This is a genomic window from Halarchaeum sp. P4 (assembly GCF_051195175.1).
Classification (GTDB): domain Archaea; phylum Halobacteriota; class Halobacteria; order Halobacteriales; family Halobacteriaceae; genus Halarchaeum.
This window is the reverse complement of record NZ_JBNTKC010000001.1, coordinates 113,531-137,432: the sequence shown is the minus strand read 5'-3', so window position 1 is coordinate 137,432 and position 23,902 is coordinate 113,531. Positions and strand designations below refer to the sequence as shown.

General features: G+C 69.2%; 23 protein-coding genes. 9 read left to right on the top strand and 14 right to left on the bottom strand.

Annotated features, from left to right (window positions below):
- Positions 1-22: 22 nt before the first annotated feature.
- Positions 23-763, top strand: a complete 741-nt coding sequence (locus tag ACQUS8_RS00710; RefSeq protein ID WP_435095435.1) for an MBL fold metallo-hydrolase — start codon at positions 23-25, stop codon at positions 761-763.
- On the opposite strand, the gene ACQUS8_RS00705 is transcribed toward ACQUS8_RS00710, so the two are convergent.
- From ACQUS8_RS00705 to rqcH, 3 genes are all read right to left on the bottom strand, one after another.
- Positions 760-1,827, bottom strand: a complete 1,068-nt coding sequence (locus ACQUS8_RS00705) for an mRNA surveillance protein pelota (RefSeq protein WP_435095432.1) — start codon at positions 1,825-1,827, stop codon at positions 760-762. The two genes, ACQUS8_RS00710 and ACQUS8_RS00705, sit on opposite strands and share 4 nt — an antisense overlap.
- 78 nt (positions 1,828-1,905) lie before the next feature.
- Positions 1,906-2,844 (bottom strand): DUF4013 domain-containing protein, encoded by a 939-nt coding sequence (locus ACQUS8_RS00700; RefSeq protein ID WP_435095429.1) that lies wholly within the window; start codon positions 2,842-2,844, stop codon positions 1,906-1,908.
- A 166-nt stretch (positions 2,845-3,010) separates the two neighbouring features.
- On the bottom strand, positions 3,011-5,182 hold the full coding sequence (gene rqcH / locus ACQUS8_RS00695; protein ID WP_435095426.1) for a ribosome rescue protein RqcH: 2,172 nt from the start codon (positions 5,180-5,182) through the stop codon (positions 3,011-3,013).
- Positions 5,183-5,415: 233 nt separating this feature from the next.
- Between rqcH and ACQUS8_RS00690 the strand changes: the two genes are divergently transcribed.
- Complete coding sequence (locus tag ACQUS8_RS00690) at positions 5,416-6,363, top strand: ketopantoate reductase family protein (protein WP_435095423.1); 948 nt, start codon at positions 5,416-5,418, stop codon at positions 6,361-6,363.
- 47 nt (positions 6,364-6,410) lie between these two features.
- Positions 6,411-7,187 carry a 5'/3'-nucleotidase SurE gene (gene surE, locus ACQUS8_RS00685; RefSeq protein WP_435095420.1) on the top strand — a complete coding sequence of 259 codons (777 nt, stop codon included), beginning with the start codon at positions 6,411-6,413 and terminating at the stop codon, positions 7,185-7,187.
- 33 nt (positions 7,188-7,220) lie between these two features.
- Here the strand turns inward: surE and ACQUS8_RS00680 are convergent, their stop codons facing one another.
- The 4 genes from ACQUS8_RS00680 to ACQUS8_RS00665 form a co-directional block, all read right to left on the bottom strand.
- Positions 7,221-8,879: a tRNA uridine(34) 5-carboxymethylaminomethyl modification radical SAM/GNAT enzyme Elp3 gene (locus ACQUS8_RS00680; protein ID WP_435095417.1), complete on the bottom strand. Its 1,659-nt coding sequence runs from the start codon at positions 8,877-8,879 to the stop codon at positions 7,221-7,223.
- Between the two features lie 72 nt (positions 8,880-8,951).
- Positions 8,952-11,018, bottom strand: coding sequence for an OB-fold nucleic acid binding domain-containing protein (locus tag ACQUS8_RS00675; protein ID WP_435095414.1), 2,067 nt, complete (start codon positions 11,016-11,018; stop codon positions 8,952-8,954).
- Between the two features lie 150 nt (positions 11,019-11,168).
- Positions 11,169-11,813, bottom strand: a complete 645-nt coding sequence (locus ACQUS8_RS00670) for a thymidine kinase (protein WP_435095411.1) — start codon at positions 11,811-11,813, stop codon at positions 11,169-11,171.
- Between the two features lie 53 nt (positions 11,814-11,866).
- The gene (locus tag ACQUS8_RS00665; RefSeq protein ID WP_435095408.1) at positions 11,867-12,823 is read right to left on the bottom strand and encodes an A/G-specific adenine glycosylase; all 957 of its coding nucleotides are present in this window, start codon (positions 12,821-12,823) and stop codon (positions 11,867-11,869) included.
- 88 nt (positions 12,824-12,911) lie between these two features.
- Between ACQUS8_RS00665 and ACQUS8_RS00660 the strand changes: the two genes are divergently transcribed.
- From ACQUS8_RS00660 to ACQUS8_RS00650, 3 genes are read left to right on the top strand one after another with little or no spacing between them, the layout of a single operon-like run.
- A complete protein-coding gene (locus ACQUS8_RS00660) occupies positions 12,912-13,235 on the top strand; it encodes a hypothetical protein (RefSeq protein ID WP_435095405.1) in 324 nt (107 codons plus the stop codon).
- Positions 13,236-13,274: 39 nt separating this feature from the next.
- A complete protein-coding gene (locus tag ACQUS8_RS00655) occupies positions 13,275-14,159 on the top strand; it encodes a GAF domain-containing protein (RefSeq protein ID WP_435095402.1) in 885 nt (294 codons plus the stop codon).
- Positions 14,152-14,805 carry a DUF7504 family protein gene (locus ACQUS8_RS00650; protein ID WP_435095399.1) on the top strand — a complete coding sequence of 218 codons (654 nt, stop codon included), beginning with the start codon at positions 14,152-14,154 and terminating at the stop codon, positions 14,803-14,805. The genes ACQUS8_RS00655 and ACQUS8_RS00650 overlap by 8 nt, the downstream gene beginning before the upstream one ends.
- Positions 14,806-14,854: 49 nt before the next feature.
- On the opposite strand, the gene ACQUS8_RS00645 is transcribed toward ACQUS8_RS00650, so the two are convergent.
- The gene (locus tag ACQUS8_RS00645; protein WP_435095396.1) at positions 14,855-16,240 is read right to left on the bottom strand and encodes an aminotransferase class III-fold pyridoxal phosphate-dependent enzyme; all 1,386 of its coding nucleotides are present in this window, start codon (positions 16,238-16,240) and stop codon (positions 14,855-14,857) included.
- A gap of 48 nt (positions 16,241-16,288) precedes the next feature.
- Positions 16,289-17,620 (bottom strand): MgtC/SapB family protein, encoded by a 1,332-nt coding sequence (locus ACQUS8_RS00640; protein WP_435095393.1) that lies wholly within the window; start codon positions 17,618-17,620, stop codon positions 16,289-16,291.
- A 95-nt stretch (positions 17,621-17,715) separates the two neighbouring features.
- On the opposite strand from ACQUS8_RS00640, the gene ACQUS8_RS00635 reads away from it, so the two are divergent.
- Positions 17,716-18,870 (top strand): AI-2E family transporter, encoded by a 1,155-nt coding sequence (locus ACQUS8_RS00635; RefSeq protein ID WP_435095390.1) that lies wholly within the window; start codon positions 17,716-17,718, stop codon positions 18,868-18,870.
- Here the strand turns inward: ACQUS8_RS00635 and ACQUS8_RS00630 are convergent.
- Complete coding sequence (locus tag ACQUS8_RS00630) at positions 18,867-19,151, bottom strand: hypothetical protein (protein WP_435095387.1); 285 nt, start codon at positions 19,149-19,151, stop codon at positions 18,867-18,869. The genes ACQUS8_RS00635 and ACQUS8_RS00630 overlap by 4 nt on opposite strands.
- A 74-nt stretch (positions 19,152-19,225) precedes the next feature.
- Here ACQUS8_RS00630 and ACQUS8_RS00625 point away from each other — a divergent pair, with 74 nt between their 5' ends.
- Together ACQUS8_RS00625 and ACQUS8_RS00620 are read left to right on the top strand one after the other, a co-directional pair.
- Positions 19,226-19,480, top strand: a complete 255-nt coding sequence (locus tag ACQUS8_RS00625; protein WP_435095384.1) for a hypothetical protein — start codon at positions 19,226-19,228, stop codon at positions 19,478-19,480.
- A gap of 55 nt (positions 19,481-19,535) precedes the next feature.
- Positions 19,536-21,101 (top strand): SLC13 family permease, encoded by a 1,566-nt coding sequence (locus tag ACQUS8_RS00620; RefSeq protein ID WP_435095381.1) that lies wholly within the window; start codon positions 19,536-19,538, stop codon positions 21,099-21,101.
- A 1-nt stretch (position 21,102) separates the two neighbouring features.
- Here the strand turns inward: ACQUS8_RS00620 and ACQUS8_RS00615 are convergent, their stop codons facing one another.
- From ACQUS8_RS00615 to dhaK, 4 genes are all read right to left on the bottom strand, one after another.
- Positions 21,103-21,378, bottom strand: coding sequence for a PadR family transcriptional regulator (locus ACQUS8_RS00615; RefSeq protein ID WP_435095378.1), 276 nt, complete (start codon positions 21,376-21,378; stop codon positions 21,103-21,105).
- Between the two features lie 360 nt (positions 21,379-21,738).
- Positions 21,739-22,119, bottom strand: coding sequence for a dihydroxyacetone kinase phosphoryl donor subunit DhaM (gene dhaM, locus ACQUS8_RS00610; protein ID WP_435095375.1), 381 nt, complete (start codon positions 22,117-22,119; stop codon positions 21,739-21,741).
- Positions 22,119-22,817 (bottom strand): dihydroxyacetone kinase subunit DhaL, encoded by a 699-nt coding sequence (dhaL, locus tag ACQUS8_RS00605; protein WP_435095372.1) that lies wholly within the window; start codon positions 22,815-22,817, stop codon positions 22,119-22,121. The genes dhaM and dhaL overlap by 1 nt, the downstream gene beginning before the upstream one ends.
- Positions 22,814-23,812, bottom strand: a complete 999-nt coding sequence (gene dhaK / locus ACQUS8_RS00600; RefSeq protein WP_435095369.1) for a dihydroxyacetone kinase subunit DhaK — start codon at positions 23,810-23,812, stop codon at positions 22,814-22,816. The genes dhaL and dhaK overlap by 4 nt, the downstream gene beginning before the upstream one ends.
- Positions 23,813-23,902: the final 90 nt, after the last annotated feature.

The window sequence follows — 23,902 nt, the reverse complement described above, 5'->3', positions numbered from 1 at the left end:
CGTGCCGCCCGCAGTCTCCCGTATGCGCGTCACCTTCCTCGGCACCGGAAGCGCGATTCCGACCGGCGAGCGCGTCCAGTCCGGCCTCCGCGTCGAGGCCGGGGGCGCGACGCTCCTCGTGGACTGCGGGAGCGGCGTCCTCGACGCGCTCGTGCGCGCCGGCACGGACCCGGCTGACGTCGACGCCGTCCTCCTCACGCACCACCATCTCGATCACGTGAGCGACCTCCTCCCGTTGCTGAAGGCGCGCTGGCTCGCCGCCAACGACACCGGCACGCTGCCGGTCGCCGGCCCGCCGGGCACGATTGCCCTCGTCGATGGTCTGCTCGACGTCCACGACTACCTGGACGGGCGCGTGGCCGTCGACCCGCGCGACATCGCCCGCGACTCGGTCGCGCTCGCCGGCCTCGACGTCGAACGCTACGAGACCGAGCATTCCGCGTCGATGCAGTCCTTCGCCTATCGTCTCGAGAGCGCGCTGACGGTGAGCGGCGATACGCTCGCGGACCACGCGCTCGCGGCGTTCGCCGAGGGGACGACGCTCGTCCACGACTGCGCGCACCCGGACGGCCACGAGACGACCGGCCACCCGACGCCGAGCGAACTCGGCGCGGTCCTCGCCGACCACGAGTACCGCGGCGTCTACCTCACCCACCTCTACCCGGACGCCGACGCCGCGGGGGACGCACTGGCTGACGCCGTCCGCGAGCACTACGAGGACGACGTGACCATTGCTGAGGACGGCCTGACGGTCGAGGTTTAAGTCAGGCGGTAGCGCAGGATCGCCGCGATACCCCCCAGGTTCCGGAGGCGCTCGCCGGGCGCGAACTCGTGGCTGAACACCGTTACGTCCCCGCCCTGCTGTTCGACGATGGTGATGACGTCGTTGATGTCCACGTCCCAGTCGCCCTCGCCGGCGCGCTCCTTGCGGAGGCGTTCGTCGAGGACGAGCAGCGTCTCGACGGCGCCGAAGTCAGCGGCCTTCGCGACTTCGTCGATGCCGTAGGCGACGGGTTCGTCGGTACCGAGGCGCTCCATCAGCTCGTCGATGAGTTCGGACTCCTCGGCGATGCGGGTTTCGGCCTGCACCTCCTCAACGGCGCCGCGCTTCAGGACCTCGTGGACGCCGCGCCCGCCCGCCGCCGAGGTGTCGACGACGGTGACGCGGTCGACGAACGCCATGTTCTCCTCATCGAAGTAGTCGAGGGCGTCCTGCTTCGTGAACCCCGGGCCGGCGAGGATGACGGCGTCCGGGTCCATCCGCTCCAAGGCCTGCCCCAACTCGGCGAACAGTTCCTCGCGCCCGCGCGCGTACTCGCCCTTCCCCGTCGTCCCCGTGAACGATCCGGACTCGTCGACGCCGTACTGCTGGACGGTGTGGATGTAGGCCTCGCCCTCCTCGACGGTGGCGATGGCGACTTCGGGCTGGTCGGCCGTCTCGACGGCCTCCTCGACGCGCTCGATCTGGTCGGGCTTCCAGCGCTTCGTCACCTCGAGCTCGTCGAACTCCTCGACGTTCAGCGTGTGGTGGAGGCCGAGCTGGTCCTCGCGCGAGCACTCCGTGATGACGCCCGAGACGCGCAGGCGGTTCGCGAACTTGTGGAACTCGACTTCCTCGACGTCGAGGGCAATCCACATCGGCTCGCGCTGCCCGCCCGTGTCGCGCATCTGGTCGTCGTTGCGCTGGATACGCCGCGTCGTGTCGCCCGCGACGCGGTCGCCCGGTTCGAGGACGTACGCGAGGTGCCAGAGGTCGTCGAGGCTCTCCGGGAGGAGCGTGATTTTCTCACGCCCGCCCTCGCGCGCCTCGCGGTCCTTTATCTGCATACGCTCACGTCCGAGTCCACGGGCCTTGTGTCCTGCTACTCGCACGCCAGCAGGCCGGCGTGCGAGCCGACAGGCGCGTCATTCCCTTCGCGACTCGCCGTCGCGTTCGTCGCCGTCCACGTCGGCTCGCTCATTGGCCTCGTCACGACCCGGTTCCGACTCCTCGTCGGCGGGTTCTGTCGCGTCTGTCAGGTCCGACCACTCCTCCGAGTCCGCGGGCCGGTCGGCCGTCTCGGACGGCGGCTCGTAGGAGATGCCCCCGTAGCCGGACGTCGCCTCGGGTTCGCCGTCCGTTCGGTCGAGGTCGAGCGCGTCCACGTACCCCTCCGTGTAGCAGTACCAGACGACCATCTGGACGTAGAAGAGGACGAAGAAGCCGACGAGGAAGACGACGATGAGGGCCTCGCCGACGGTGCCGCCGACCAGCGCGACGACGAGCGCGAGCAGCCACGCGACGAGGTAGCGCGTGTCCAGCGTCGCCGCCTTCAGCGTCGAGAGCGAGAACGCCGCGGTCAGGTCGTCCTCGCGGACCCAGTTCACGATACCCGCGGGGTAGACGTAGGCGGCGGCGACGCCGTAGACGAAGAGCGCGAGCACCGCGAGCGCCGTCAGCAGGCCGCCGAAGACCGCACCCGACTCGGGCGATCCCTGTGTCGCGAAGGAGATGACGACGGCGACGAGCGCGACGACGAACGCGCCCGCGACGGCCGGGAGCGCGTAGAGAATCCCGACGAGCATCGCCTTCAGGCCGTCCACGAACAGCGACGTCCAATCGTCGAACGTCGGGGGTTCCGGGTCGCCGTCGAGACGGTGGCGCACCACGTCAACGTAGTAGCCCTGCACGAGCACGCCCGGCACGAGCGCGAACGGCAGGAGGAACAGTCCGACGAACACGACGGAGAGCAATACGCCGACGAGCGCGACGACGAACGTCGCGATGCCGAGGCCCCCGCCGATGAGGAGCGTCGACGTGGAGTCCTCGCCGCGCAACGGATACTTCAGGGCGTCTTCGAACATACGCGAGACGACACCCGGCGACGTGAAAAACGTAGGGCCCGAAGCCGCTCGCGGTTACTCGCGCCTCGCGTACTCGGCGTTCGTGTTTACGCGACGGGAGGCCGTCGCGGTTACTCGCGCCTCGCGTACTCGACGCTCGTCTATTCGCGATTCCGCAGGAATCGCGTTACTCCACGAGGCGGCTGCCGCCCGGCGGCATGAACTTCTGAATCTCGTCCGGCGAGGCGACCTTCCGGACGAAGGACTCGTCCGCGAAACGCTGGCGGAACTCCCGGTAGACGCGCTTGGCGGCGTCGCCCTGCGCGAACTTCCCGGGTTCGAGGCGCACCGTCGTCTCCGCCTGGTCCTCGATGGCCGACGGGGGGCCGCCGACGACGCGCGTCGAGGGCTCGCAGGTGATGCCGACCGCGCAGTCCACGGGCGTGTTCTCGAAGTACGTCCGGTCGCCCCGAATGGTGAACCCGCCCTTCGAGAGGTACTCGCCGGACTCGGCGGTCTTCGACACCTGCTCGGGCATCACCATGTAGGCGTCGCCGGCGCCGCGGCCGTCCTTCCACACCGAGGAGTAGGTCACTGCGAACTGCGCGGCCTCCTCCAGCGAGGAGTCGGGCACCTCGATGTCCTTCGAGGGCTCGCTCGGCTCCGAGGTCTTCAGGACGGTCACGGGGCCGCCGTGGGCCTGGGCGTGGAAGAAGCGGTCGTAGCCGTCCATGTACTTCTCGACAATTTCCTCGTTCTGCTCGGCGTTCCGACCGCCGATGACGAGGAACCCATCACTCGTGCGGAACCAGCGGAAGCGGTCGTACCACTGCTCCTGCTTGCGCACCGGAATCGAGGACCGGGAGAGCCAGTCGATATCTTCGGGTTCCTCCTCGGGTTCCTCCTCAGTTTCGGCCTGCTCTTCGCTCCACTCCTCGCGGCGGCGCTGCCACTGCTCGAGTTCCTCGCGGGTGTCCTCGATGGCGGCGAGCGCACCCTCCTTCTTCTCCTGGATGCGTTTCGCCTCCGTGTAGAGCGCGTCCGCGTTCTTCTCGACGCCCGCCTCGGGGTCGAGGCTGACCGTGTGGCCGTCGAGCCGCAGCCGAACGAGGCCGTTCTCCGGGTCGACACCGAGGACGTGCTCGGCGGCCTCGATGCCCTGCTCTTTGCCCTGCTCGAAGCGCTCCTCGACGTCGTCCCAACCGTAGCCCGCCGACCGGGCCTGCCGGACCGTCGAGAGCACCTCGTCCACGAGGTCGTAGTGCTCGTAGAGGAGTTCGGCCTTCTCGCGCTCCGTCTCGGCCTGCTCCTCGAAGTTCTCGATGGCTCCCTCCTGCTGTTCGATGATGCGCTTTCGCTTCGCGATTTCCTCCTCGAAGGCGGGCTTGCTCGTCGACTCCTCGCTGCCCTCGTCGGCCTCGGTCTCGAGGTTCGTGAAGTAGTCGTCGAGGGCGTCGTTGAACGAGTCGAACGCCTCCGAGTAGAGATCGGCGCGCTCCTCGAGGGGGAGGGGCGTCACGTCGACGCGCTGACCCTTCTGGCTCGCGGCTTCACCGCTCGCTTCTTCGCGGGCCGTCGCGTCGCTCCGCCCCGCGTTCTCCTCCGTGTCCCCGTCGTAGTAGACCCGTGGGTCGGTGCGGCCCGCCTTCACCTCGTCGAGCAGGCGCTCCATCGCGTCGTAGATGGCCTCGAACTCCTCGTCGCCCGCGTCGTCGATGTCCTTCGTCTTCTCGACGCCTGCGCGCGTACAGAGTTCCTCGCCGTAGAGGCCGCCGAAGTTCAGCTGGGTCGCGACGGTCCGAACGAGGTCGGTGTCGGACTGGCGCATCCGCTCGGCGAAGCGCTCGTAGTCGAGGTCGAGGGGGTTGAGCCGGGACTGCGGGAAGCCGTACTGGCTCCCGGGCGCGACCGTTCGGGACTTGAGTCGTACCGTCTCCAGACAGTCGACGACCTCGCCGTTCTGGTCGAGCACCGCGATGTTGCCGTCGCCGAACAACTCGGCGACGATAGTGGTGTCCTGGTCCTCGCGGCGGAACTCGAACTCCAGAATCCGGTCGAAGCCGTGCTGGCGGACCTCGTGGAGGTTCGCGCCCGACAGCCGATTCCGGAGCATCTTCGCGAAGTTCGGCGGTCGCCCGGGTGCGTTCGGCACGTGCTCGGGGCGCGCGACGTTCGCGCGCTTCGTCTCCCCGACCTCGACGAGGAGTTCGACCCGGCCCTCGTCGAAGTCCCGCATCTTCAGGCGGACGAGGTCGTCGCCGTAGAGGTACGCCTTGTCGACCACCGCGCCCGCGTAGCCGTTCAACTCGGCGGTGAGGGCGACGAGGTCGACGCTCGTCAGTTCCCGCTTCTCGTCCATGATACCGTGGCTAGGAGGTTCCGACCCTTTTGTACTGCGGTTACGCGATTCCACAGGAATCGCGGAAACGCGAGCGCTGAGCGATAGCGAGGCGCGAGCAGCGGGGCCGAGCATGGCGAGGCCACGTCGATGCGAGCGGGGAGGAACGACCCGCGGGCAACGACCCACCGGCCGAACCGACGGTCGTCGCCGTCTCCCGTACCTCTTTGCCGCTCGGCGCGCCACCGTCGCGTATGCAGATAGCTGTCTACGGCGCGGGCGGCGTCGGCGCGTACTACGGCGGCCGCCTCGCCCAGCAGGGCCACGACGTGACGCTCATCGCGCGCGGCGACCACCGTGAGGCCCTCCAGTCCGAGGGACTCACGGTCGAGAGCGTCGAAGGGGACTTCCACGTCGACCTCCCGGCGACGGACGACCCCGACGAGGTCGGCGAGGTGGACGTCGTGCTCTTCTGCGTGAAGTCCTTCGACACCGAGGACGCGGCGACGACCCTCGAGGCGATGCTCGGCGAGGACTCCGCCGTGCTCTCCCTGCAGAACGGCGTCGACAACGAGGCGGTGCTCGCGGACGAAGTGGGCACCGAACGTGTCTGGGGCGGCGTCGCCTACATCTTCTCGACCATCAAGGAACCCGGCGTGGTCGAGCACACCGGCGGTCCGGCACAGATCGTCTTCGGGCAGTACCACGACGTCGCGGCCGAACCGCCCGAACGCTCGGCGCTCGCCGACGACTTCCTCGCCGCCTGCGAAGACGCGACGGGGATGACCGCGGACTACACGGAGAACGTCCACGGGACGCTCTGGGACAAACTCGCGCTCATCTGTGCGCAGGCCGGCCTCACCGCGACGACGCGCCACCCCTTCGGCGACGTGCACGCGAACGAGGAGTCGTGGCGGCTCTACCGGCGCGTCATCGAGGAAGTCGTGTCCGTCGCGCACGCCGAGGGCGTCCGCTTCGAGTGGGACCCCGTGAGCAAGTGGCTGGACGCGATGGAGGCAATGGACAACGAGGACAACTACTCCAGCCTCCACTACGACCTGACGCACGGCAAGCGCATGGAACTCGAGGCCCTCCACGGGAGCGTCGTCCGGCGCGCGCGCGAGCACGCCGTCGACGTCCCCGCGACCGAGGCCATCTACGCGATCCTCGCCCCGCAGGCCGAAGCCAACGCCGCTGAATGACGGGGTGACCCACAACGGCTTACACGCGTCGTGGCGTACGGCCGGGCGTGAGCGACGCCCTCTCTATCCTGCTGACGAACGACGACGGCATCGACGCGCCTGGCCTCGAGGCCGTCCGCGAACGCCTCGCCGCCGACCACGACGTCACCGTCGTCGCGCCCGCCGGCCAGCGCTCCGGCAGCGGGCAGACGCGAACGATGGGCCCCGTGAGCTACGACGAGCACGACCGGGGCTACGCCGTCAAGGGGACGCCCGCGGACTGCGTGGCCGTCGGCCTCGCCGGCATCGGCCTCAACCCAGACATCGTCGTCTCCGGGTGTAACGACGGTCCGAACGTCGGCGCACACGTCCTCGGGCGCTCGGGGACCGTGGGTGCCGCGATGGAGGCCGGCTTCCTCGACCTCCCCGCTGTCGCCGTCTCCATGTACGACTGGGCGCTCGCCGAGGAAGACTGGGAGCCGGCCCGCGAGAAGTTCGGCGTCGCCGCGGACGTCGCCGCCGACCTCGTCCCGCGCTTCGCCGCCGGCGACGTCCTCCCGAGTGCGGACTACCTCAGCGTCAACGCGCCCGCCAGCGACATCGCCGACGACCCCGTTCGGCGCGTCACCCGCCCCTCCGAGGAGTACGAACTCGAGGCGACGATGACCGAGTCCGGCGTGAACGTCGACGACCGCTACTGGCGCGAGTTCCTCGCGCGCGACGTCCCCGACCCCAAGGGGACCGACCGGCGGGTCTGCGTCGACAACGAAGTGTCCGTCACGCCGCTCACCGCCCCGCACAGCGTCCCGGGCGACGTCACGCCGGGCGGACTGCTCGAACCCTAATCGCCTCGCGCCCGCTCGCTTCGCTCGCGGTGGCTACAGTTTCTTCGAGACGTACGGTCCGTTCTGGTGGTAGCCGAGCTTGCGCTTGTAGTACTGGCGCGCGCCGATCCCCGAGATGACGGCGAGTTCGTCGTAGCCGGCGTCGCGCGCCATCGTCTCGGCGCGCTCCATCAGGCGCCGCCCGTAGCCGCGGTGTTGCTGGTCGCCCTCGCCGCTCTCCTCGCCGACGCCGACGGCGCTCCCGTAGACGTGGAGCTCGCGCAGGAGCGCGGCGTTCTCCAACTCGGGGCGCGCCACCTCGCCGGGGAAGCGCAGGCGCGCGAACCCGACGAGGAGGTCCTTCTCGAAGTCCTCGAAGCTGATGAAGTGCTCCGTCCCGCCGGCGGCTTCGTACTCGATGACCCCGAGTTCGACGTTCTCGGGATCCTCGTCGTTCATCCCGACCTCACGGCACCGAATACACTCGCACTCCCAGCCGTGCTCGTCCATCTTCTGCCACGCGAGCTGGCGGAGGTTCGACTTCCAGACGCCGGCGTCGATGAAGTCCGCGGGGATGTCGCGCTGGACGCGCTGGAGTCGAACGTATCGCGGGAGGTCCTTCATGACGCGCGCGACCAGCTCGGCGGCCTGCTCGTTGCGCAGCGGGTCGAAGTCGTCGCGGCGCCACTGGTCGTACACGCGAGTCCCGCGCACGACGAGCGTCGGGTAGATTTTGAGGTAGTCCGGCCGCCACTCGGGCGTCTCGAACAGTCGGCGGAAGTCCTCCTCCACCATCGCCTCCGTCATCCCGGGCTGGCCCGGCATCATGTGGAAGCCGACCTTGAACGCCGCGTTCCGGAGGTTGCGGTTCGCGTCGATGGACGCCTGATTGCCGTGCCCGCGGTGCATCTCGCGGTTGATGCGCTCGTAGGTCGTCTGGACGCCCACCTCGACTTTCGTCCCACCGAGGTCGAGCATGCGGTCGATCTGCTCGGGGTCGCACCAGTCCGGCTTCGTCTCGAACGTCGTCCCGATGTTCCGGATGTCGCCGAACTCGTTCTCCGTCTTCACGTCCTCCAAGTAGGAGAACTCGTACTCCTCGTAGTCCTGCGCGAACGAGACGCCTTCAGCGGGCGCGGGCTCGACGTCGAGGTCGTGGTCGTTCAGCGCCTCGAGACAGCGCTTCACGAACCACTCCTGGTAGTCGTGCGACCGCGCCGTCATCGTCCCGCCCATGATGATCAACTCCACTTTGTCGACGGGATGGCCGATTTCGCGCAGCTGGTTGAGCCGGAGCGTCACCTGCCCGTAGGGGTCGTAGTCGTTCTGCTCGCCGCGCGCCGCCGCGGGCTCGTGGCCCGTGTAGGACTGCGCACTCCCGAACTCGGAGGCGGGACCGCCCGGACAGTAGAGACACTTCCCGTGCGGGCAGAGATGGGGGCTCGTCATCACCGCGACGGGTGCGACGCCGGACGCCGTCCGCACCGGCTTGCGCTGGAGGACTTCCTCCAATTCCTCGCGCCGGCCCTCGGGCGCGTGGTCGAGCAAGTCGGTGTGCTTTGGCACCTGCGCGACGGAGTGCTCCGAGCACACCTCGAGTTTCGCGCTCTCGACGTCGTCCTGGCCGACCTCTCCCGAGAGGATGCGCGAAACGAGGTCCTCGCACGCCGCCGCGAACGCCTCGTCCTCGCCGCTCTCGGCCTCGCTACTCATTACTACGCACAAGAGCGCTGCGCCCGAAAAGCGTGTCGTTGCGGGGCACCGCCGCCCGCGAATGGAGCGGCGTTACTCGAACTGCTCGGCGAGGGCGTCGACGGCGGCGTCGACGACAGCGTCGCGCTCGCCGCTGAGGAACTCGATGCGGCCGTCCTGCGCGCCGCGCGGGACGACGCCGGCCTCCGGCAGTTCCTCCTGGAGGGTCTCGCCGACCGCGCGCACGTCGACGTCGCCCGTCGAGCGCACGCGGAGTTCGTCGCTGTCCGCGCCGAGGAGGACGTAGTCGCCCTCCGCGCGCTCACGGTAGAGCGCGTCGAGCAGGAGCGCCACTGGCGGGAAGTCGTAGCGGTGCGTGTACTGGTCGACGTCGAGGACCTCGAAGGTCACGTCGTCGACGCCGCGCGGCTCGAGGTGGGGTTCCGCCGTCTCGAACTCCGTCTCGAGCTTCTCGCGGAACTGCGCGCCGATGTGACCGACGAGGCTCGTGTCCGCTTCGTCCCAGAGGAGGTCCGCGATGATTTCGCGCTTGTCCTCGTAGGCCTGGTAGAACGCCTCGAGGGCGAGCGCGTCGCGCACGTTCCCGACGACGTCCGCGTCGTAGCCCGCCTCACTGGCGAGTTCCGCGTAGACGTCCGGGGTGTCGCCCCAGAACGGAATCGCGGGGAGGTGGGCGAGGTCGTCGCGCACGTCGGCGTTCACCATGCCCGCGAGGTGCGTCGCGAGCACGCCCGTGGAGACGGGGGACTCGCCGTGCTGGGTCGGGGAGACGAGGACGTCCGCAGCGTCCGCGGCCTCGCCGTCCGCGTAGCCGCCGTCGAGCGCGACGGTCGGCGCGTCGTAGATGTCGAGCAGGCCGAGTCCGTCCACGGACTCGCGGGTGCTCCCGGAGCCGACGAGGACGAACAGCGGGTGCTTCTCGTCGTGCCGGTCGGCGGCCTCCAGCATCGACGTCGTGTCCTTCGTCGCGTCGTCGAGCGTGTAGAAGCCGTCGTCGAGCGGGCGACGGTCGACGTAGTGGTACTCGGCGTCGCTCGCGGTGTGCTCCTCGCGGACGAGCGGGAGGACCGCGCGCTCGATGGCCGAGCCGCCGACGTAGCCCTCGACGTCCGCGGTGTGGCGAACGATGACCGGCCGAGACTCGATGACGGCACGGCGAATCTCCGTCGCGGCGTCGACGAGGTCGGCGTGGACGACGTCGATGTCGGCGTCCTGCACGAGGAGGGTCTCGTCGTCGGGACTGGCGCGCTCCGTGACCTCGGCCTCGAGTCGGTCGTGGACGGCCTGCGCGTCCGCGCCCGTGAGGACCTCGAGGTCCTCGGTCTCGATCTGGAGTTCGCCGTGGTGGCGCTCGACCTCGCCGACGAGGTGGACGACGTCGCCCGCCTCGACCTCGGGGTAGGCCCGGACGCCCGCCTCGACGAACGCGGCGGCGTCGACGGTACCCGTCTCGTCGGTCAGCTCGAAGACCGTCGGGCCGGACGTCTGCCGGACGCCCGTGACCTCTGCCTCGACGGCGACGTCGTCGCCGACGTACTCATCAAGGTCGTCGATGGCGACGCGCTCGACCGCCTCGGCTTCCGCCTCGGTTTCCGGTTCTTCGACGGCTGCTGCTTCTTCCTCGGTGGCCGCTTCAGCCTCCGCGGCTTCCTCGGTTTCCACGTCTTCCGCTTCGGTCTCCTCGGGTGCTTCTTCCGCCGGCTCTGCTTCGGGCTCCTCCTCGGTCGCCGCGGGCGGCGCCTCGGACTCGTCCTCGGGGAGTTCGGCGTCCGACGGGGCGTCCGGGTCGTCGACGAGCATCCCGCGGAACTCGCGCTCGGACTGCCGAATCGACCACGAGAGGTCGACGTTGCCGTTCCCGTGGACGTCGTCGACTTGAACGTAGACGTCGTCGCCGGGCTCCCAGTCGAGCGCGTCGAGGCGCTGGGGAATCTCGCTCTTGTGCAACAGACCGGTGACGTCGTCTCCGAGGTCGACGAACACGCCGAACTCGGCGAACCCGTCGACGCTGCCCTGGTAGTAGCGACCCGGGGTGAGCTGCTCGGGCTTCGAACCGCGGAACTCGAAGACGACGTCCTCCTCGTGCGTCTCGCAGATATGACCGTCAGTGGAGACGCCGCAGATGATACACGAACCCATTTAGCGGAGACAAGTCCCCCTTCCCTAAACGACTGTCGAAAACGCGCGCGTCTCAGCCGCGCCACACCCGTCGAATCGACCACGGAAGCGTGCGTACCCGTCCACCAGCGACCCGGCAGCGGACGCGGTGATGAGCAGCGGACAGGTTCTTCAGGCGTCAGGACGGCCGGGCGTCGCGTCGCCGTCGCGTTCGTCGCGCCCGTCACGCTCGCCGCGCCGGACTTCGTGGCAGTTCCGACAGCGTGCCTCGTAGGCTTCCTCCGCGCCGACGACGACCGTCGGGTCGTCGTAGTGTGCGGGCTCGCCGTCGACGAGGCGCTGGTTCCGCGTCGCGGGCTCGCCACACTGCGTGCAGATGGCCTGCAGTTTCTCGACGTACTCCGCGACGGCCACCAGCTCGGGGAGGGGGTGGAACGGCTCGCCGCGGAAGGTCTGGTCAGTGCCGGAGACGACGACGCGCCGGCCGTCCGCGGCGAGGGCCTCGCAGACGTCGACGAGTTCGCCGGGGAAGAAGTTCGCCTCGTCGATGGCGACCACCTGCTCGCCGTTCAGGTGCTCGGGGATGGAGTGGACGCCCGCGGCGCTGTCCTCAATGACGGTGGCGCGCCACGTCGAGCCGGCGTGCGAGCCGAGCGACTCCTCGCCGTACCGGTCGTCGATGGCGGGCGTGAACGCCGCGACCGATTGGCCGGCGATCTCGGCGCGCCGGAGGCGGCGGAGCATCTCCTCGGTCTTCCCCGAGAACATACACCCCGTGATGACCTCCACCCACCCGCTGTTCGTGATGGCGTGCACGCCACGACGCGAGGCGGCCGAGGCGCAAAACGGTTACTGCTCGCTCCCGCCGACTACGCGCGCAGTTCCACGACCGTCTCGCCGTCGCGCTCCGCGACGTCTGCGAGCCCGTCGTCCACCAAGTCCTCGACTAGCTCGCGGAGCCAGTCCCGCCCGTACTCGCCCGACGGCGCGTAGTCCACACGGACGCGCGGGCCGAGTTTGTCGAGTGGGAGTTCGCCGTGCTTCGAGAGCGCCTTCACGACCCGGCCGCGCATCTGCCGGCGCGACCCCTCGAACTCGGGCTGGGTGGGGACGTCGGGCGCGGTGAAGTCCCCGGACTCGTAGGCGTCACACCACCGTCGCCACGGACAGCCCGCCTCGTCGCATTTCGGGGTCTTCTCGCAGGCTACACCGCCGAGCTCCATGACGGCGTTGTTCCACACACGCGATTCGCCGTCGGGCATCAGCGCGCCCGCGACGGTCTCGAAGGCGTCGTCGTCGTCCGGCACCGAGAACGCCCGATAGAGCACGCGCTTGACGTTCGTGTCGACGACGGCGTTCCCGTTGTTGAACGCGAACGACGCGACGGCGTTCGCGGTGTACGGGCCGACACCCATCAGCTCCTCGAGTTCGTCGGGCTCCTCCGGGAAGTCGCCGTCGTACTCCTCGACGACCTGCTGGGCCGCTTCGTGGAGGTAGCGCGCGCGGTTGTTGTAGCCGAGCGAGTGCCCCGTCCAGAAGCCGACGACCTCCGAGCGCGGCGCGCCGGCGAGGTCGTGGACGGTCGGCCACTCCTCGAGGAACTCGTGCCACGCGGTCTCCACGCGTCCGAGTTGGGTCTGCTGGCTCATCACCTCGGAGACGAGGATTTCGTAGGCGTCCTCCGTCTCGCGCCACGGGAACGAGCGGTGGTCGTCCTCGTACCACGAGACGAGCGCGTCCTGCACCGCCGCGACGTCCTCGGGGAGGCAGTCGCGCGGGTCCCCACCCCCCTCGCGGGCGTCCACGTCGCCGTCCGCATCAGTCATACCCCGCCCTCGGGTCGGCGCGCGCTTAGGGATGGCGACACGCGGGGAGCGTCGAAATCCCCTTCCCGCCCGCGGTCAAAGGCCGCCCGTGAGCCTCGACGACCTCGTCGACGACGTTCAGGACGCGAACCGCGAGCTGAAGGACCACGACGTCAGCCTCGACCGCGAATCGCGGACCGAACTCGCGATGCTCGTCGCCGCCCTCGACCCCGAGGACCCCGACGACCTCGTTCGGCGCGCGATTCACGCGCTCTTCGATTCCTACGTCCAGTCCGGCAAGCTCGACTTCAACCTCCGCACCGAGTACGACGCCACCTACGACGAGTACCTCGCGGGGATGAGCTACGACGAGATGGCGGGCGGGCAGGGCCTCCCGCAGAACGAGGAGGAGGGCCGTCGCTACCAGTACTAGCCCCGGCCATTGAACACCTCGGGCGACGAAGGGCGAACGATGATTCTCTGTGTCGATCCCGACCCGAACGCGCTCGCGGCGACCAGCGACGCGCTCGCGGACGCGGGCTACGAGACGGCGACAGCGACATCGGTCGCCGAGGCCCGCGAGGTGCTCGCCGGCGACGCCGACGTCGACGCCGTCGTCACCGAGTACGTCCTGCCCGACGGGACCGGCCTCGATTTCGTGCGAACGGTTCGGGAGCGCTCGCCCGACACGGCGTGTCTCCTCTTCACGGCGACGCCCGTCGCGGACGTCGATACCGCGGCGTTCGGCGACGTCGTCGCGGACTACCTCTCGAAGGACGACCCCGACGCGCACGCGGCGCTCCGTGACGCCGTCGGGCAGGCGCTCGCGTTCCGCTCGCAGACCGCCTACCCGCTCCCCGAGGACGAGGACGCCCGCCTCGCCGCGCTCGACCGGTACGCGCTCGACCCCGCGGCACTCGGCGACTCGCTCGACAGACTGGCCGAAATCGCGACGGCGCTCTTCGGCGTCGACGCGGCGGCCGTCGGCCTCATCGACGCGCACGAACAGCGCTTCCTCACCTGCCACGGGATCTCCCTCGGGACGCTGGACCGCGAGGACACGGTCTGTACGTACGCGCTGCTCGACGAGGGCGTGACGGTCATCGAGGACGTGCGTACCGACGCCCGCTTCGAGGAGAACGAGGGACTCGCGGAGGCCGGCATCGCGTTCTACGCGAGCGCGCCGCTCGTCACGCCCGACGAGCGGAAGATCGGGACGTTCTGCGTCTACGACGACGAGCCACGGTCCTTCGACGAGCGCGAGCGCGAACTCCTCGGCCTGCTCGCCGACGAGGCGATGGAGCAACTCGAGTTGCGGCGCGAGCGCCGTGACGACGGAAGTGTCGACGATGCGTGAGGAACCGTACGCGGTCGAGGGCCTGCCGCTGAACGCCATCAATGCGGGGTCGAGCGTCCTCGTCGCCGGCCCGACGCACGGCGGCGCGCGGACGCTCGCCCTCCGGCTACTCGCCGGGACGGACGAGGAGGGGTCCATCGTCGTCACGACGAACCAGCGCGCGAGTCGCTTCGCGGGGGACTGCGAGCGCGCCGGCATCGCGCTCGACCCCGACCGGACGGCCATCATCGACTGCGTCGGCGGCGAGGACCAGGACGTACCCGTGCGCGTCATGCCTGTCTCCGGGCCGTCGGACCTCACCGGCATCGGGATGCGGTTCTCTGACGTCTACCGGTCGTTCGAGCGCTCAGGGGTGCGGGGCGTCCGGACGGGCGTCTGCTCGCTCTCGACGCTCGTCTCCTTCGGCTCCCTCCAACCGGTCTCGCGGTTCGTCCACACGCTCGTCGGGCGCATCGGCAGCGTCGCCGGCCTCGGCGTCTTCCTCGTCGACCCGTCGATACACGACGACCGGACGGTCAGCACGCTCTCGCAGTTCTGTACGGGCCGCATCGACGTCAGGGAGACGGACGACGGCGCAGAACTCCGGGCGCGCGGTCTCTCCGACCAGCCGCGCGAGTGGGTCTCGTTCGACCCGACGCTCCGGTAGCGGTCGCGCGCTCCGCGACCACTTCGCGGACGAAGTCGGCGAGACGTCGCTAAATCGCGTCGCCGTCGTCCCCTCCCGCGCTCGGACCCGCGCTAGCCCGTGCGACGAGCGGGTCCGCGAGGGCGTCCGCGAGGATGGAGGCGCCGAGCGCGATTTCGCGCTCGGTGGCGTCGAGCGGCGGGAGGAGGCGCAGGGTCCTGTGCCCGCAGCCGAGCGTCAGGAGGCCGCGCTTCAGGCAGGCCTTCATGAGCGCGCCGCGGCGGTCCTTCGAGTCGAGTTCGATGGCGAGCATGAGGCCGCGCCCGCGGACGTCCGTGACGTACTCGCTATCGAGGTCTTCGAGCGACTCCGAGAACTGCCGGCCGCGCTCGCGGACGTTCGCGAGCAGGTCGTGCTCGTGGATGGCGTCGATGGTGGCGACGCCCTGCGCGGACGCGAGGACGTCGCCCGCGCCCCACGTCGAGGAGAGCCGGCCGGTCTCGTCGGGGAAGAGGTCCTCGTTCGCGACAGTCGCGCCGACGCGGAGGCCCTTCGCGGACGTGATGACGTCCGGGTCGAGATCGAGGTGGTCGATACCCCACATCTCGCCGGTGCGCCCGAGGCCGCTCTGAATCTCGTCGCTGATGACCGCAAAGTCGTGCTCCTCTTTCGCGGCGGCGATGTCGCGGGCGAACTCGTCGTTCGCGACGCGGTAGCCGCCCTCGCCCTGCTGTGGCTCCAGAATGACGAACGCGACTTCCTCGGCGGGGATGGGGCCGCGCTCGGGGTGGAGGGCGTCGGCGAGGCGGTTCCCGCCGGGCCCGTCCGTCTTCCACCCGCAGGTGCACTCGCCCTCGCAGGCGCAGTAGGGGAGGCTAAGGACGCCCGGCACCTCGGGGAAGCCCCGGCGCTGGACGGCCTTCGAACGGTTGAGCGAGAGCGCGCCGAGGGTGCGGCCGTGGAACGCGCCATCGAACGTGACGCCGCGATGCCCGCGGTCCGCGTAGCAAATCTTGACCGCGTTCTCGACGGCTTCCGCGCCGGAGTTCGAGAGGAACGCGGTGTCGAGGTCGTAGTGGCTCGTGACGTCGGTGAGCCGCTCCAAGAGCTGGGTGGGACCGGGGAGGTCGGGGTCGTCGACGCTCCCGCCGCCGCTGACGTAGAAGTCCTGCCCGGCAATCTTCGTGGGGTCGACGAGCGAGAACTCCTCGAGCTTGTCGAGGATTTTCGGGTTGTTGTAGCCGAGCGGCGCGGACGCGACGTGCGCGGTGAAGTCGAGGAGGACGTTGCCGTCGACGTCCGTGCAGAAGGGGCCGACCGCGTCCTCGGTGATGTCCCAGACGAAGTCGTAGACGTAGGTGCTCGGGGCGGCGTGCCGGTGGTGGCGCTCGACCCACTCCCGGGCGCGCTCGCCGGGGAAGGAGTCGACCTGAACGTCGGCGGTGTCCCTGTCCATACGTCACTCTGGTACCGGCCACTCCCTAAATCGTGGGGCCCACCGGAGTCAGACGAGGGCGACGGCGACGCCGGCGGCGGCGAGGAGGCCGGCGCTCGCGGTGACGACGCCGCGCGCGAACGCCCGGTTCGAACTCGCGGCGGCGAGGCCGGCTTTCACGGCGATGCTCGCGCCGGTGGCGAGCATGACGGCGATACCGGCTTCGTTCGCGCCGAGTTCGCCAGTCCGGTAGAGGACGACGGCGGACGTCGCGACGCCGGCGGAGGAGACGAACCCGGAGACGACGGTGGTGACGTAGAAGCCGAGCGCGCCGAAGACGCCGCGCGCGAGGCCGCTCCCGGCGACGATGAGGAGGAAGATGACGCCGAACCCGAGCGCGTTCCGGAGGGAGAACGGGCTCGTGAGGTCGACGTCGACGGTGGTCCGCCAGTCGGCGACGACGTAGGCGACGGCGACGCTCCCGAGGACGACGACGGCGAGCGGGACGCCGACGGAGACGAGCGGCGGGTCCGAGTAGCCGAGCGTGAAGACGACGACGATGACGAGGTTGCGCAGCGCCATCGCGGCGTTCGCGAGGAGGACGCCCGCGACGGCGTAGTCGGCGGCGTCGGCGTCCCGCGAGACGTGGTCAAGCATCGTGCCGACGACGGCCGTCGAGGAGGCGAGGCCGCCGAAGAAGCCGGTGACGGCGATGCCGCGACTCCCGTAGGTCTTCACGACGACGTAGTTCGCGATGCCGATGGCGGCGACGAAGACGACCATCAGCCAGATGACCCGCGGCTCGATCTGGACGCCGTAGCCCTCGACGCCGAGCGTGTACGTCCCGGACGGGAGGAGCGGGTAGACGACGAACGCGATGATGGCGAACTCCGTCGTGGAGCGCAGTTCCTCGGCGGAGAGCCCCCACGCGAGTTCGTGGAGTTCGCGCTTGAAGACGAGGAGGAGCGAGGAGGTGACGGCGACCACGGTCGCGGGCAGGATTTCGCCGAGGCCGACGAGCAGGCCGACGCCGTAGGCGACGAGCAGGCTGACGGCGGTGGTGAGGTGGAGGCTGGCCTCGCCCTCGACGGAGCCGCGGCGGAGGCCGTCGAGCATCAGAACGCCCGCGAGGACGACGACGAACCCCGCGCCGGCGAAGGAGAGCAGCGGCGTGCAGGACGCGACGATACTGTCGCTGGGCGGGACGCCGCACATCGCGGCGTCGAACGTCGTGAAGACGGTGCCGAGGACGCTGATGAGCGCGAACGTCCGGATGCCGGCGGCCTTCTGCGACCACTCGCGTTCGAGGCCGAGGAAGAGGCCGAGGCCGACCGCGACGGCGAGGCGGACGACGCGGCTGTCGATGGGGGCAGCGGCGAGCGTGCTGGCGAGGTCGACCACGGCCACAGTACCTCGCACCCCTTCAAAAATCCCCCTGTGGTGGGTGGATTTTTGCCGGCGGCCGTCGATTCCCCGGTATGGACTCGAGGTGGGAGATGGACCGGGCCCGAGTCGGCTGGTGGGTGATGGGGTTCACCCTCGCCGGCGTCCTCGGCTACGTCATCTACTCGTTCATCGGGACGTTCATCTTCGGCGTCTTCATCTACTACGCGATTCGGCCGGTCTATCGGCGCCTGCGCACCCGCATCCGGCCGCGGACGCTCGCCGCCGCCGTGAGCATCTGCGTGTTCGCGCTCCCCGCGCTCCTCCTGCTCGCGTACGCCCTCGCCATCGGCCTACAGGAGCTCAACGCCTACCTGAGCGCGCACCCGGACAGTTTCGAGCAGTTGGAGGTGATGCTCCAGCCGTACATCGACGTCTCCAGCATCGTCCAAGACCCTCAGTCGATTCTGGACTCGCCGGACGCGCTCGCGGCGGTCCAGCAGGTGCTCGACGCCGCGCAGGGCTACCTCGGCTTCCTCGGGGGCACCGCGCTCCACGCGTTCATGATGCTCATCATCGTCTTCTACCTGCTCCGGGACGACCAGCGCCTCGCGTCCTGGTTCCACCGGCGCTTCGACGACGCGGACGGCGTCGTCCACGCGTACGCCAAGCGCGTCGACCAGGACTTCTCGAACATCTTCTTCGGGAACATCCTGAACGCGGTGTTGACAGCGGCCATCGGCGCAATCTCCTACAGCCTCCTCGATTACGTCGCGCCGGCGGGCGTCGCCATCCCGTACCCGGCGCTCGTCGGCCTCCTCGTCGGCGTCGCGAGCCTCGTCCCCGTCGTCGGCATCAAACTCGTCTACGTCCCGGTGAGCCTGCTCCTGCTCTTCCGGGCGTCGAACGCCGCGCCGGGCGCGTTCTGGTTCCCCGCGCTGTTCATCGGCATCTCGTTCGTCGTCGTCGACGTCGTCCCGGACCTCGTGTTGCGGCCGTACGTCTCCGGGCGCAACCTCCATCTCGGGATGGTGATGCTCGCGTACATCTTCGGGCCGCTCCTCTTCGGGTGGCACGGCATCTTCCTCGGGCCGATGCTCCTCGTGCTCGTCGTCCACTTCGTCCGCCTCGTCCTCCCCGAGTTGCTCGCGGGCGAACCCATCGAACCGCATGCGGTCGGGGTGTCGCTGGCGACGACGGACACCGTTCAGGCGTCGCTCGACGACGTGGCCGACGGCGAGAGGGGGGAGGCGGGCGGCGAGGACTAGCCGAGTTCGGTGCCGTCCCGCGGACAGTAGCGCACCTCGGGGTCGGTCGTCGCGTAGCCACATTCCGGACAGGTGCGCCGGACGCGCGCCTCGGGTTCGGGGGGTCCGGCGCGGTCGACGCCGCCGCCACGCTCCGACTCGTCGCCCCGACGGCGGAAGAGCAAGGGAACGAACGGCACGACCAGGAAGCCGAAGAGCCACCCGGTGTAGTAGTAGATCACGGCGCTGACGACGAGCGAGACGAGCAGGCCGGCGAGCGCGGTGAGCAGACGCGAACCCATGTGGGCGGGCCTTGGGCGAGGAGGGTTTTGTCGGTGACGGGTGATTTATACGGGCCGGTAGCCCGCGTTTCCACATGAACGCCGCAGACGCCGCGGACGCCGTCGACGTCGACGCGGTCTCGCCGGCGGCGTGGCGACTCCTCCGCGTGGCCGCCGGCTACGACCAGCGGCAGGTCGAGCGGGAGCTCGACGGCCTGATGCAGGCACACGTCTCGATGCTCGAGTCCGGGACGCGCTCGCTCGGGCACGAGCGACGACACGCCCTCCTCGAACTCTACGCGGACGAACTCACCGGGGAGCAGGTCCGCGCGCTCGTCGAGCATTTCTGACACTCCAGAGATCGTTAATCATTAACCCGGGTACAGGCAATGGTGCCGTGTATCAATGATACGTCCAGACGTCTCGACCCAGCGCGGGCGGCTCGCCGTCGTCGCGTTCGCCGCGCTCGCCACCGTTCTGGTCGCACTCGCACCGACCCCGGAAGGGCTCTCGCTCACCGGGAAGTATGCCGTCGCCACGATGGTGTTCGCGGCGATCTGCTGGGTGAGTGGGGCGCTCCCGCTCGCCGTCACCGCGCTCTCGATACCCGTCCTGTTGACGGCGTTCGGCGTCTATAACGACATCGACAAGGCGCTCGCGCCGTTCGCCGACCACCTCATCTTCCTCTTCATCGCGGGGTTCATGCTCGCGAACGCCCTCCAGAAGTACGACATCGACCGTCGGGTCGCCCTCTGGCTCATGGCGACGATGGGCTCCTCACCCCGGAAACTCGTCGGCGCCGTCATGATTGCGACGGCTTTCTTCTCCATGTGGGTGTCGAACACCGCGACGTCCGCGATGATGGCACCCATCGCCGTCGGCGTCCTCACGCAGGTCATCGGCCGTGAGGAAATCAAGGAGCAGAGCGACGAGGGCGAATTCACGAACATCCAGATTTCGATGCTGCTCGGGACGGCGTACGCCGCGTCCGTCGGTGGCGTCGGCACCCTCATCGGGACGCCGCCGAACGCCATCGTCGCCGGCCAACTCCAGCAGCTCCTCGGCTACGAGATCACGTTCTTCGACTGGCTCCTCATCGGTCTCCCCATCGTCATCGTCACGCTCCCCATCGTCTGGTTCGTCCTGACGTACGTCCTCTTCCCGCCGGAGGTCGAGGACGTGAGCGACGCCCGCACGGAGGCCCGCAAGTACCTCCGCGAGGAGGGCGACCTGCCCCGCGAGGGCCGCATCGTCGCCGCCATCTTCGCTGCGACGGCGGGACTCTGGGTGCTCGGCGGTCTGGGCGACTTCCTCCAGCCCTACCTCTCCCCGGTCGTCTACACGACGTTCTTCGGCGGGAGCGGCGAGACGCTGCTCGGCACGACCAACGGCCATCAGGGCTTGCTCTACTACGTGATGGTCGGTCTCTACGCGGTGCCCGCGCTCGTCCTCTTCGACACGATGGAGTGGGAGGAACTGGAGGACATCGACTGGGGCACCATCCTGCTGTTCGGCGGTGGTCTCTCGCTCGCCGCCGGGTTCGCGGAGACGGGCGCGACGAAGTGGATCGCGGAGACGGTGTTCAACGCCCTCACGGGCGCGCCCATCGTCCTCATCGTCGCCGTCGTCGTCCTCCTCATCATCTTCCTCACGGAAATGACGTCGAACACCGCGACGGCGACCATCATCGTCCCGGTCCTCATCAGCCTCGGTGGCGTGCTCGCCGCGACGCTCGGCCTCGCGGACTACGCGGCCGCCATCTTCCTCGCCGTCTCCGGCGCCGTCGCTGCCTCCTTCGCGTTCGCGCTCCCGGTGGCGACGCCGCCGAACGCCATCGTCTTCGGGAGTGGCTACCTGAAGCAGAAACACATGATGCGCGCCGGCGTCGTCCTGAACCTCGTGATGACGGTCGTGTTGACCGCCCTCATCTACGCGCTCTTCCTCTTCGTCTGGCCCGTCGTCCTCTGGTAATCTAGAGGTCGACGTACTGGTTCTCCCACTCTCGTCGCGCTTCGAGTTCGCGTCGCCCCCGACGCGTCAGCGTGTAGTAATTCGTCCGCTGGTCACGCTGCCCCTTGTCGACGAGCCCTTTGTCGACTAGCGTGTCGAGGTTCGGGTAGAGCCGCCCGTGGTGGACCTCGCTCTCGTAGTACCCTTCGAGTTCCTCCTTGATGGCCAAACCGTGTGGTTCGTCCCCACCCGCGATTACGTACATCAGGTCTCGCTGGAATCCTGTCAGGTCGTTCATGTTACTACTGCCAATTGACCGTATGCGGCTTGGTACTATAACTGTGGTGCAGTCATGACCGATAATATGTCGTTATTTCAAACTGATGTGTCTGTGAGTATAGACTCGGCGGCGCCAGAATCCGGCATCGCGTTCTGCCGGCGACACACTTATTAACACGGGCGCATTGGGTACAGGTGACGCTTCGCTTTGGAGGGCCGAAGCGTCAGCGGGGACCAATTCAGGGCGGCAGCGGTCGGCCGGGCTGTTCCCGGCCGACCGCTTCCATTTCCGTTGCGTTTACCCGTGAGCGACGCTCCGCGTCGCTCGCTTCTCGAAGACCAACATCGAAGAGCGACGGCACTATTCTGAAAAAGGACTCTACAGTTTCGACATCCCGCGCGCCTCCTCGGCGGCGTCGAGCGTCGAGGCCAGCGTCGCCTTCGACCCCGCGGCGTGGACGGCGGCGTTCACCGTCCCCTCGAGCACGGGCGCGTCGGCGAGCACGGCCTCGACGTCCGCCATCTCGACGGCGAGCTCGGCGTTCATCACCGCGCTCCCGAGGTCCACGAGGACGACGACGCCCTCGCCGTCGTCCGCCGCTTCGAGGCCGGCCGCGATGGCGTCCGCGTCCGTCCCGACGCCGCCGTCAGGGTCGCCGCCGGCCGCGACGAGCGACACCTCGCGCGCCATCTGCTCGGCCACTTCGACGATTCCTTCGGCGGCCGTCGCGCTGTGCGAGACGACGAGCAACCCGACCATCAGTCGCCCTCCCCGTCGTGGACGGCCGCGTCGTCGGCCGTCGCATCGGTGACGGTCGCCTCACCGAGGCGGTCCTCGGCAGTCGCGAGCAGCTCCTCGAGGACGAAGAGCGTGCTCGTCGCGCCGGGGTCGCGGTGGCCGACCGCTCGCAGGCCGAGGTAGGACGCCCGGCCCTTCGAGGCGCGCAGCGGTACCGTGTACGCGACGCCGCGGCGCGCCGCGTCCACGGCCTTCGCGAGCGCGTCCACCGGCGGCAACTCGTCCTCCTCGACGGCGCGCGTGAACGTGTGGACGGCGGGCGTCACCGCGTCCACCATCGTCTTGTCGCCGGGTCGTGCCCCGCCCCGGTCGGTCAGTTTCTCGAGGTAGGCCTGCGCGAACGCGACGGCCGTCTCCTCGTCGAGGCCGCCCTCGAGTTCCTGTGAGGCGGACATCACCGACCCGCCGTAGAGCGGGCCGGCGGCGCCGCCGACCTCCGAGACGAGCGTCGTGCCGACCGTCTTCACGGCCTCGTCGATGGACATCTCGGCGAGGTCGTCGCGCTTCTCCGTGACGGCGCTGATGCCGCGTGCGAGGTTGTTCCCGTGGTCGGCGTCCCCGACCCGCGAGTCCAACTCGGTGAGGTACTCCTGTTCGTCGTGGAGGCGCTCGTCGATGCGTTCGAGCGCGTCCAGCAGGGCGTCGACGTCCCCACTCATTCTCGCACCGTCAGCGCGGGCGTCTTGGCGGGCGCCGCGAGCAGATCCTTCAGTTCGTCGTCGACCCGGCAGACCGTCACCGAACAGCCCTTCATGTCGAGGCTGGTCATGTAGTCACCGACCCACGCGTCGTGGACGTTGACCCCCTCCTCGTCGAGGCGTTCCGCGACGCGACGCTGGACGATGTAGAGTTCGGAGAGCGGCGTCCCGCCCATGCCGTTGACGACGGTGACGACGTCCTCGCCGGCCTCGACGTCGAGGTCGTCCAGCACGCGCTCGAGGAGGGTGTCGGCCACCTCGTCCGCCGAGGCGGTGTCGGTGCGCTCGACGCCGGGTTCGCCGTGGATGCCGATGCCGAGTTCCATCTCGCCCTCATCGAGGTCGAACGTCTCCTCGCCCTTCTCGGGCGTCACACAGGAGGTGAGCGCCATCCCCATCGTGCCGACGTTGTCGACGACTTTCTCGGCGACGCGCGCGACCTCGTCGAGGTCCGCGCCCGCGGCGGCCTTCGCGCCCGCACACTTGTGGACGAGAATCGTCCCGCAGACGCCGCGCCGCCCGCTCGTGTAGAGCGAGTCCTCGACGGCGACGTCGTCGTTCACGACGACCTGTTCGACGTCGATGCCCTCCATGTCGGCCATCTCCGCGCCGGTGTCGAAGTTCATCACGTCGCCCTCGTAGTTCTTCACGACGCAGAGGACGCCCGCACCGCCGTCCGCCGCCTGAATCATCTCGGACAGCTCGTCCGCGGTCGGCGACGTGAACACCGCGCCGGCGGCGGCGCCGTCGAGCATTCCGTCCCCGACGTACCCCCCGTGTGTCGGCTCGTGCCCGCTCCCGCCCCCGCTGACGACCGCGACCTTCCCGTCGACGGGGCCGTCGGCACGGACGACGACGTCGGTGCCGTCGAGGCGTCGGAGGCTGTCGTGTGCCGCGACCATCCCGTCGAGCATCTCGTCGACGTAGTCGGTCGGGTCGTTGATGAGTTTCTCCATGTTCACCACTACCAATTGACGCGGGAGGCAAAAACGTTCGCGGCGAGGCGCCGCCGAGTCGGACGGGACACGCTTTTTCGCGCGCCCGGC

Excerpts from the sequence above, each read along its gene's own strand:
- dhaL (WP_435095372.1), bottom strand. The coding sequence starts at position 22,817 with ATGAGTGGGGACGTCGACGCCCTGCTGGACGCGCTCGAACGCATCGAC.
- dhaM (WP_435095375.1), bottom strand. The coding sequence starts at position 22,119 with ATGGTCGGGTTGCTCGTCGTCTCGCACAGCGCGACGGCCGCCGAAGGA.
- ACQUS8_RS00630 (WP_435095387.1), bottom strand. The coding sequence starts at position 19,151 with ATGGGTTCGCGTCTGCTCACCGCGCTCGCCGGCCTGCTCGTCTCGCTC.
- ACQUS8_RS00675 (WP_435095414.1), bottom strand. The coding sequence starts at position 11,018 with ATGGGTTCGTGTATCATCTGCGGCGTCTCCACTGACGGTCATATCTGC.
- ACQUS8_RS00620 (WP_435095381.1), top strand. The coding sequence starts at position 19,536 with ATGATACGTCCAGACGTCTCGACCCAGCGCGGGCGGCTCGCCGTCGTC.
- ACQUS8_RS00645 (WP_435095396.1), bottom strand. The coding sequence starts at position 16,240 with ATGGACAGGGACACCGCCGACGTTCAGGTCGACTCCTTCCCCGGCGAG.
- ACQUS8_RS00635 (WP_435095390.1), top strand. The coding sequence starts at position 17,716 with ATGGACCGGGCCCGAGTCGGCTGGTGGGTGATGGGGTTCACCCTCGCC.
- ACQUS8_RS00710 (WP_435095435.1), top strand. The coding sequence starts at position 23 with ATGCGCGTCACCTTCCTCGGCACCGGAAGCGCGATTCCGACCGGCGAG.
- ACQUS8_RS00690 (WP_435095423.1), top strand. The coding sequence starts at position 5,416 with ATGCAGATAGCTGTCTACGGCGCGGGCGGCGTCGGCGCGTACTACGGC.
- ACQUS8_RS00705 (WP_435095432.1), bottom strand. The coding sequence starts at position 1,827 with ATGCAGATAAAGGACCGCGAGGCGCGCGAGGGCGGGCGTGAGAAAATC.
- ACQUS8_RS00650 (WP_435095399.1), top strand. The coding sequence starts at position 14,152 with ATGCGTGAGGAACCGTACGCGGTCGAGGGCCTGCCGCTGAACGCCATC.
- dhaK (WP_435095369.1), bottom strand. The coding sequence starts at position 23,812 with ATGGAGAAACTCATCAACGACCCGACCGACTACGTCGACGAGATGCTC.
- ACQUS8_RS00615 (WP_435095378.1), bottom strand. The coding sequence starts at position 21,378 with ATGAACGACCTGACAGGATTCCAGCGAGACCTGATGTACGTAATCGCG.
- ACQUS8_RS00665 (WP_435095408.1), bottom strand. The coding sequence starts at position 12,823 with ATGACTGATGCGGACGGCGACGTGGACGCCCGCGAGGGGGGTGGGGAC.
- ACQUS8_RS00700 (WP_435095429.1), bottom strand. The coding sequence starts at position 2,844 with ATGTTCGAAGACGCCCTGAAGTATCCGTTGCGCGGCGAGGACTCCACG.
- ACQUS8_RS00680 (WP_435095417.1), bottom strand. The coding sequence starts at position 8,879 with ATGAGTAGCGAGGCCGAGAGCGGCGAGGACGAGGCGTTCGCGGCGGCG.
- ACQUS8_RS00625 (WP_435095384.1), top strand. The coding sequence starts at position 19,226 with ATGAACGCCGCAGACGCCGCGGACGCCGTCGACGTCGACGCGGTCTCG.
- rqcH (WP_435095426.1), bottom strand. The coding sequence starts at position 5,182 with ATGGACGAGAAGCGGGAACTGACGAGCGTCGACCTCGTCGCCCTCACC.
- ACQUS8_RS00655 (WP_435095402.1), top strand. The coding sequence starts at position 13,275 with ATGATTCTCTGTGTCGATCCCGACCCGAACGCGCTCGCGGCGACCAGC.